This window comes from Enterorhabdus sp. P55 (assembly GCF_009911695.1).
Classification (GTDB): Bacteria; Actinomycetota; Coriobacteriia; order Coriobacteriales; family Eggerthellaceae; genus Enterorhabdus.
The window spans coordinates 1-565 of sequence record NZ_QWKK01000300.1 but is presented as its reverse complement, the minus strand read 5'-3'; the positions used below and the strand labels follow the sequence as shown (position 1 = coordinate 565).

Annotated in this window: 1 protein-coding gene; it reads right to left on the bottom strand. The window is 61.6% G+C overall.

Annotated features, from left to right (window positions below; translation table 11 throughout):
• On the bottom strand, positions 1–528 hold a 528-nt coding region (locus tag D1643_RS11390), incomplete at its 3' end, for a cation transporting ATPase C-terminal domain-containing protein (protein ID WP_236643587.1).
• Positions 529–565 lie beyond the last annotated feature (37 nt).

Genomic DNA, 565 nt, shown 5'->3' with positions numbered 1-565 from the left:
CTCGTACGTCCACTGCTGCCCGTAGGAGTCCTCGAGGTCGTTGATGGTGCGGTCGTCCCAGCTGAGGCGGATCCCCACGAGGCAGGAGGGCAGGAAGCCGTTCTCCGCCAGGATCACGAAGTACGAGAAGAAGCCGCCCAGCGCCTGGATCATCCCGATCTGTCCGTAGGCCATGCTAATGAGGCGCTCGTTAACGAGTTTGTCGGAGCGGGGATTGCGCGGCTGCCGCTTCATGATGTCACTCTCGGCTGCTTCGTAGGCCAGAGAGATGGCCGGGACCATGTCGGTGCCCAGGTCGATGCAGAGGATGGTGATGGTGCCGAGGGGCAGCGGGATGTTGGCCATGATGAAGAGCAGGAAGGGGGTGATCTCGGGGATGTTGCTCGTCAGAGTGTACGCGATGGACTTCTTCAGGTTGTCGAAGATCAGCCGACCTTCCTCCACGCCGGTGACGATGGAGGCGAAGTTGTCGTCCAATAGGATCATATCGGCCGCCTGTTTGGACACATCGGAGCCCGCGATGCCCATCGCCACCCCAATGTCCGCCTTCTTCAGCGCCGGGGAG